Source organism: Streptomyces sp. NRRL WC-3549 (genome assembly GCF_000721935.1).
In the GTDB taxonomy this organism is placed as follows: Bacteria; Actinomycetota; Actinomycetes; order Streptomycetales; family Streptomycetaceae; genus Streptomyces.
In genome coordinates, this window is record NZ_KL585420.1 from 103835 (window position 1) to 104286 (window position 452).

Here is a 452-nt window from a genome sequence, read left to right on the forward strand (position 1 = left end):
ATGTGTATAAGAGACAGCCGCCGAGGTGATCCGCTCGGCGGTCTCCCGCATCGCACAGGCGTCCTTGAGCCAGCGCTCCCCGCTGTCCAGGGGTGAGCGGCGCGGGTCGACGGGGACGAGCCTGCGGGCGGAGTCGAGCACGTCGGCGACCGGACCCTGCCCGGGATCGGCGTACCGGACGGCGTTGGTCAGCACGGCCCGCACCCCCTGCTCGGCGGCGAAGCCGACGGTGCGGGCGGCGAGCCGCAGCGACCCGGGGCCGGTGCCGTCGCGGCCGTGGTGGACCGCTTCGAGGCGCAGGGCGTCGCCGTAGAGCTCCCGCCAGGGGGCGAGCAGCGCGGCGGCCCGGTCGGGGCGTCCGGCGGCGAGGGCCGCGCCGACCTCGGAGGCGGGGCCGAGCAGCACGGTGAGCCCCTCGGCGGGCAGCGCGGCCCGGCCGACCAGTGGCGGCC

At 78.1% G+C, this 452-nt stretch carries 1 pseudogene; it reads right to left on the reverse strand.

The features are described 5' to 3' along the window. A pseudogene (locus tag IH13_RS0125015) lies at positions 1 to 452 on the reverse strand (DNA polymerase III subunit alpha); the annotation flags it as partial.